Below are 6994 nucleotides of genomic sequence, written 5' to 3'. Positions count from 1 at the left end.
GATTAGAACCATTTGAATTAATTACCACAAAACATTATAATTGTAATAATCATACATTATTTACAATTGCAATACATACTATGTCCCATATCTTTCTTTGGGTTTCAGAAAGGAAAAAACAGCTGTGAACAAAAAAGAGTTCCTTGATCTAATTGAAGAAAAACGAACAGAGCTTATTTTCATTGTTTCTAAGAATGGTTTAAATTCAAATATTACACTTAAATACAGTCAGGAACTTGACCGGCTGTTAAATCAATATGACCAGACGTTTTTCAAAGCAAATGCAGTCTGATATTATATAGTATTTAGGATAGATCCGTGAATGCTTACAAATTTTTATTATTAAATATCAACGTGCACATACATAAATTTATTCCTACTTCCCGCAAAAGTTTGCTTACTATCATTCTAATTCTTAAATAGTTTGTTTTTAATAAAACTTTGCAGACTCTCTTCTAACGCTCCCCTTTATTCATTATTTCTCCTAAGTAAATTTTTGCAATCCAAGGCTTTGTTAAAATACATTGTTAAGTTGGATTTTGTTTACCTGAAAGTATCCGCCCGCGCTCGGCTCCGGCGGGGAATCAGCGAACAGGTTCCGACCCTCCAGAGCCAATAAGAAGTTCTCCATTTATTGAGAACATAAATTTTCTCAATCAGGAAAACTTATATGTAATTCTTTAATATTGGCAAGGAGTGAAAAAGTGAAAAATTTAATTGGCGGTCCCTTACTTCTAGCAGCCATTGCTATTTTCTTTTGCTTGATCGTAGCGGGCTATTTTTTCCTTATAATCGGCGGGTACCCAAAAGGATTGGTATCTGAAACAGCTATATTTTGCGGAGTTCCTATCATAGTTTGCAGTTTATTTGGCTTTATCAGTTATAAAGAAGCAAAAAAGCAAAAAAATTAGCAAGTTCAACGTACTGTAAACGAAATTCCTATTGCAGGAAGTAATTTACAGGTACAATCAAAGACAAAAAATTGTTTTGATTTAAATAATGAGATATTATGTAAAAAAAGTTTAAGGGAGCTGCATAATTCATATGCAAACTTTTGGCACCAAAGAGACGAATATCAATTATCTTAAACGTGAAGGAAGCTATGGGTTAATATTTAACAACAAAAATGAAATTGCAATTATCCGGATACAGGAAAGGTTTTTTTTGCCAGGTGGCGGAATTGAATTAAACGAAACCCCTCTTGACGCTCTCAAAAGAGAGATTATAGAGGAAACGGGCTACTCCATTATAATCGGTGAACATATTGGAAAAGCACAGCTTTATCATTATTCAACAAGGTATTCTGCACACTATTTGGCGGTTGGAGATTTCTATCTGTGTAAATTAGGAGTAAAATTATGCGATCCTATTGAAAAAGACCATATCCTGGAATGGGCAATTCCAAGCGATGCTGTAAAAGCATTAACACATGAACATCAACGCTGGGCGGTGAATAAGGCAGCAGGTTTATTGGCTGAATGAAAAAGTTTCTTTTTATCCATTTCCCCGGACCTTTCGGCTGCTAATTCACCTATAAAATCTGCAAAAAATTGTAAAATCTATATTAATGCTCCATAAAACATACCGATATATATTATAAATACCTTTGAAATGAGGATTCACTAATGACTGTTCTTTTATTAACTGAAATGATTAAAACACATAGAGGTAAAATGATTGAAGCAGGATTGAAATACGGATTGTCCTCTCCAGTTACTGTAAGAAAAAGCCAGGAACTTGATTACCTTCTTAATTTAAATACAAATATATCAAAGTGGAATAAACATATTTCTAATTAACAAAAGCTGAAACTGAAACGTTAGAAAAAAAGCAATTGCTCATATTGAACAATTGCCCTCGATAGATTAAGAACACCTCTTCTCAAACTCCCACTTACTCGTTGTCTTATTTCAAGTCTTAAACTAAAGTTAATACCATTTAATATGAAAGGCACTTAGAAACAGCATGACAAATGATAGAGGTTAATTGACTTTAAATGAGAAAAAGCACTGAGGAATATCGGTGTGAATCAAAATAAATATCAAATTTAGTATGGCAATCCCCAAGATACCAAAATAAAAAGTTTGAAGCCAAGCACCTAACAATGAAGGCGATTAGTTACTAGTATAAAGAATACATATATAAAATCTCCATGCAACCACAATATCAGATTGAAGAAGCTCCTTTTGTATCATTTCTTCAGGTGCAGATCTTAATAAATCCTATAAATGCTGCTATAGCATCTCCCTTAACTTCAAGAGTTCCGAGAACAAGTATATAAGAAAAAGTTGATGCAAGGGTAATAAGCAAGGCTTATCTGATTCTTCTAATATATCATTTGAATAAACTATTTCTGAAAGAATCTTATAACCTTCTATCCTCTTGAAATATTCCATTGCCTCTTTTTCTGTTTTAAATTCATATATTTTTGTAGTATCATCTAAAAATAAAGTGATTGCCCACATATATTTATACCTCCACTGGCGATGCCTTGCCTTTTAAAATACTGTTAATCAATTGAAAGTACTGCCTTAAGAACATCTTGATTTAAACTATCATTAAACGCTTCATTTACTTTAACAATTGGATAAAAACTAATAACCTGGTTTAACTGCGCTTCATATTTTCTTAATAGTCTAAAGGCAGTGGTGTAATCAGAAGGATCACATCCGTAGCTTGTAATAATTGGCCATTCATTTCTTACAAGTTGTGTCAAAAAGAGATTTGTTTCTTGTTCGAATAAAGCAACAAATACGGACCTCCCGCCCTTTTTCAAACTATTAAAGCCACTTTGGGCTGCTGCGCTTGAACCAGAACATTCAAACAAAACATCCACTTTTGCATTGAGGCTTCCTTTATTTATAATATGTGGAGTCATCCCAAAATCAAAACATTTTGAAAGGCGATTTTTATAGTCGCTTTCAAGTCCAGATATTATCACTTTTGCCCCTTTTTCAACACAAGCAAGCCCAACGAAGAATCCAATAATTCCTGGCCCTTGAACATGAACAACATGATTTTCGTTAATTTCACCAGCCTTTTCAACCGCATGAACAGCAATAGACATTGGCTCACTTAACGCGGCAATATTAGGAGACAATTCATTAGGGATTTCTTTAACAAATCTTTCTTTGGTTTTTACAAATTCAGCCATTCCCCCGTTGAAATGCAAGCCAATCACTTGGATATTCTCACAAATAGAATATCGGCCATCTCTACAATTATCACAATTACCGCAATAGTGCATGGACTCAACAATTACATTTTTTCCTATTAAGTTTTTTGAATTGGGATCGTAAGTTTGAACCACTTTCCCTGAAATTTCATGCCCCAATATTATAGGCTTGTTTACAAACTCGTACCCTTTGGAGTGGTTATACGCATGCAAGTCACTTCCACAAACTCCACAATATTCCACATTTATTAGTATTTCACCAGGTTTTAACTCGGGTATAGGTTGATCCTCTATGATTATTTCTCTTAAACTCTCCGTTTTGACTGTGGTTAACATTTAATCACCTGTATTCTATAATTTAATTAAAATAGGAAAACAATGCTTTTACTCTTCCATCTGGTTGTATAGTTCTCTTGTTCATCATTAGAATCCAAAAAGGGTCAACGCCTGTCTTCCCCTTATAGGAACTCAGGAGTCAAACTTTTATTTAAGAATGTTTTCTGATTCAATTTATGTTATATCAAATTTGTTTGGGCTTCTTCCTGACTTGTCTGTTTTTTACTCGGAATTTTAAAAAGCAATAATACAGAACTAATAGCAATAATGGAACAAATCATGATATACAAACTAATAGAAACTGTACTTCCAAATTCATGTAATAGAAAGACAGAAATCATAGGAGCAACTCCCCCTCCAATTATGGAAGCTGACTGATAAGCTAAAGATGATCCACTAAAACGAAGGTGTACCGGAAAACTTTCTGCAATTAAAGCTGCTTGCGGGCCATATACCATACCTGGTCCAATACCTGAAAGGGCAATAGCTAGTAAAACTAAGTTGGGTTCACCTGTATTAATTAGATAAAAGTATGGTAATGCAAATAAGAATGTTATAAAGCTTCCAATCAAATACATTTTTTTTCTGCCTAATTTATCAGATAAATGGGCGGAAAGAGGTACAATAATTAGATATGCAACTGAGACTAGTAATACAGCGTTTGTTAGAAACTGCTTATCTAAATGAATTTGTTCTGTCCCGTATGAAATGATAAAGGTTGTGTAGATATAGAATGGTACCTGTTCTGATAACCGGGAAAAAGCTGCTAGTATAATTTTAGCAGGATGTTCTTTTATTACTTCTAGGACTGGTTGTTTAGCTTCACGTTTTTCCTCTTTCATTTTGGAGAATTCTGGAGATTCTTTGATACCAAGACGAATAAAAAGACCAACAGTCAAAAGTAAAAGGCTTAATAGAAAAGGAATTCGCCACCCCCATGTTTCAAAGCTATCTCCAGTAAAAAACATACACAGCGAAACAACAAAAGTGGATATTAAGCCACCAATTGGAACACCTAGTTGTGTCATACTTCCCATTAGCCCTCGGCGTTTTTTCGAACTCCATTCTATGGAAAGTACAACAGATCCACCCCACTCTCCACCAACACCTATTCCTTGAATAAATCTCAAAACTACCAGTAAGATAGGCGCAAATATACCTATACTCTCATAAGTTGGTATCATTCCCATAAGCATACTACTGATTCCCATCAACATAAGGGTGGTTACAAGCGTTGCCTTTCGTCCAATACGATCCCCATAGTTGCTAAAGACGATTGCTCCAATTGGACGTGCAAGAAACCCAACAAAAAGTGTTACAAAAGCTTGTAGTACTCCAATGTAAGAGTCAGACGCTGGGAAGAACAATTTAGGAAAAACTAATGCTGCCATCGTTCCATAAAGAAAAAAGTCATACCATTCAATGGAAGTTCCGACAAGGCTAGCAATTGCTGCTTTTTTTACTTGTTTTTTACGTGTTAGTTCATCTAACTTATCTTGAGATTTCATTTACACACCTCCAAAAATTTCAAAAAATAAATTCACGGTAAAAATGATGAATGCCTTTCTTTTCTCAACCCTTGAAATAAGGAGGGATATTACCTTTCTCTTTGGCTTTATTAATCTAGATTAATTTGATAATCTAATAATAATTAATCAAAATATTCAGAATTAATAAGTTATATCTATTAGTCTTGTAATTAATATATAATTGCTTGTATCTCAGATATAAAAGATAAAACCTAAGATGCTACCCATCCGCCATCAACATATAAAGTTTGCCCTGTTATATAATTCGAAGCATCAGAGGCCAAGAAAATTGCTGCTCCAGCCAGGTCTTCCGGCACACCTGTCCTGCCTTGAGGAATCCGTTTCAAGATAGTATTCAACCATTCTTCATTTTTGAAAAGTGGTGCAGTCATTTCTGTTTGGAAATACCCGGGAGCAATAGCATTGACCTGGATACAGGAAGCCCATTCAATGGCCATAGATTTAGTAAGTTGATTTATGCCTCCCTTAGAAGCGACATATGGTCCCATGTTAGGTAAACCAATATAACTAGATAATGAGCATATATTAATGATCTTCCCCTTTTTCTGTTCAAACATAAGACGGGCTACAGACTGAGATACAAAGAAAGCACCTCGAAGATTGATATTAATCACTTTTTCCCAGTCATCCAGAGTAGTTTCTAAAATGGAACAACGGACATTGGTTCCAGCAGCATTAACTAGAATATCAATTTTCCCATAAGCATTTCTAATGTTTTCAGTTAAAGACTGTGTTTGTTCATACTCGGATACATCTAGTCTCATAATAGAGGCCTTCAACCCGCTATCTATAAATTCCTTTTGAATATTCAATAACTTTTCCAATGGCTCTATTCCCGCAATAATTACTTCTGCTCCAGCGGAGGCCAAAGCACGAGATATGCCTTTTCCTAAACTGCCACTCCCTCCAGTAATTAATGCCGTTTTCCCAGACAAATCAAACATATTCTTCTCCCTTTCGGATACAGTCTCCATAAAATAAAATCCATATTGAGAAGTTTCCCAACCCTTCTTTATCCTTAAAATAACGTACCTATTAAAAAATATATGAGTTTAGAAAAATCCCCTTATTTGTAAAACATTTGTAAAAAAGGGGATTTTTTAAGTTTTGCATTAGAGTTATTAAAGATACTGTTTATCAAAAAGATAAATTTTTAATTGGGATATTATTTTGCTCACAATAATCGTGATATCGTTTCATTCTATAAAACATATCATCATTTAAGATGACATTGCCCTTTTCATCAAAATACTGAATTACTCCGCTAAGGCTAAACAGCGTGACCATATCTTCTTCACCATCTACGACAAGAGTATGGATATCCCCAGGTGGCTCAAAAACCACAGAACCTTCTTTTGCAATCCATTCTCTTTCCAGGTACCTCCATCTCCCCTTAAGAGTATAAGCAAATACTGGTCCACCTGTATGTTTATGGCGTGTATTTCCTTTCCCTGCTTTGAACTTAGAAATATGAATCCAATTTCCTGTAGTTAAATCAAAGCGAATTGGCTTAAAATAGACTTCATCTGATCCCTCAAAGGTTGGTACCCATGGAATTTCGTTCACATCAATAGCTTGATCCGGTAAAGTGTATTTTTCTGTAAACTGATTTAAATCTAGTGCTAACATTTTTTCTCCTCCAATTTTTACTTTTTTGTAAGTGCTTACAAAATACGACACCAAAATGTTTTCATTATTTATAATGCAATTAACGTGCCAACTTTTTCTGATGTAATTTTGACGCAATTGTGACGTAATTCCACTGTTTTATTTCGGAGCTTCCCGAAAACTTTTATTATAAAGTGTGCAAGGTTGCACGCAACATTTAGAGTTTTTAATATTTGCATATTGAATACCTTTTATTGAATATGCAAAACTAGTTTGTAATTGTAAGATTTTCTAAACCTGGTATTAAATCGTGCAAAGTTGCACA

9 protein-coding genes are annotated in these 6994 nt (G+C 34.3%); 4 read left to right on the top strand and 5 right to left on the bottom strand.

Features of this window, described 5'->3' with window-relative positions:
- Positions 1-124: 124 nt before the first annotated feature.
- From BIV59_RS20420 to BIV59_RS23025, 4 genes are all read left to right on the top strand, one after another.
- Positions 125-292 carry an aspartyl-phosphate phosphatase Spo0E family protein gene (locus BIV59_RS20420; protein ID WP_071353307.1) on the top strand — a complete coding sequence of 56 codons (168 nt, stop codon included), beginning with the start codon at positions 125-127 and terminating at the stop codon, positions 290-292.
- Between the two features lie 412 nt (positions 293-704).
- Positions 705-911, top strand: coding sequence for a hypothetical protein (locus BIV59_RS20415; protein WP_071353306.1), 207 nt, complete (start codon positions 705-707; stop codon positions 909-911).
- A 133-nt stretch (positions 912-1044) separates the two neighbouring features.
- Positions 1045-1482, top strand: a complete 438-nt coding sequence (locus BIV59_RS20410) for an NUDIX domain-containing protein (protein WP_083392291.1) — start codon at positions 1045-1047, stop codon at positions 1480-1482.
- Between the two features lie 143 nt (positions 1483-1625).
- Complete coding sequence (locus tag BIV59_RS23025; protein ID WP_083392290.1) at positions 1626-1799, top strand: aspartyl-phosphate phosphatase Spo0E family protein; 174 nt, start codon at positions 1626-1628, stop codon at positions 1797-1799.
- Between the two features lie 435 nt (positions 1800-2234).
- On the opposite strand, the gene BIV59_RS20405 is transcribed toward BIV59_RS23025, so the two are convergent.
- From BIV59_RS20405 to BIV59_RS20385, 5 genes are all read right to left on the bottom strand, one after another.
- Positions 2235-2465: a hypothetical protein gene (locus BIV59_RS20405; protein ID WP_071353304.1), complete on the bottom strand. Its 231-nt coding sequence runs from the start codon at positions 2463-2465 to the stop codon at positions 2235-2237.
- 44 nt (positions 2466-2509) lie between these two features.
- Entirely contained in the window at positions 2510-3511 is a 1002-nt protein-coding gene (locus tag BIV59_RS20400; RefSeq protein ID WP_071353303.1) for a zinc-dependent alcohol dehydrogenase, read from the bottom strand.
- Positions 3512-3690: 179 nt separating this feature from the next.
- Complete coding sequence (locus BIV59_RS20395) at positions 3691-5019, bottom strand: MFS transporter (protein ID WP_071353302.1); 1329 nt, start codon at positions 5017-5019, stop codon at positions 3691-3693.
- Positions 5020-5252: 233 nt separating this feature from the next.
- Positions 5253-6005: a glucose 1-dehydrogenase gene (locus tag BIV59_RS20390; protein ID WP_071353301.1), complete on the bottom strand. Its 753-nt coding sequence runs from the start codon at positions 6003-6005 to the stop codon at positions 5253-5255.
- Between the two features lie 193 nt (positions 6006-6198).
- Positions 6199-6690 (bottom strand): 2,4'-dihydroxyacetophenone dioxygenase family protein, encoded by a 492-nt coding sequence (locus tag BIV59_RS20385; RefSeq protein WP_071353300.1) that lies wholly within the window; start codon positions 6688-6690, stop codon positions 6199-6201.
- Between the last annotated feature and the right edge of the window lie 304 nt (positions 6691-6994).

Origin of the sequence: Bacillus sp. MUM 13 (assembly GCF_001866725.1) — a bacterium.
Taxonomy (GTDB): Bacteria; Bacillota; Bacilli; order Bacillales; family DSM-1321; genus Peribacillus.
Note: the sequence above shows the minus strand (reverse complement) of the source record. Positions and strands in the feature narration are given on the sequence as shown.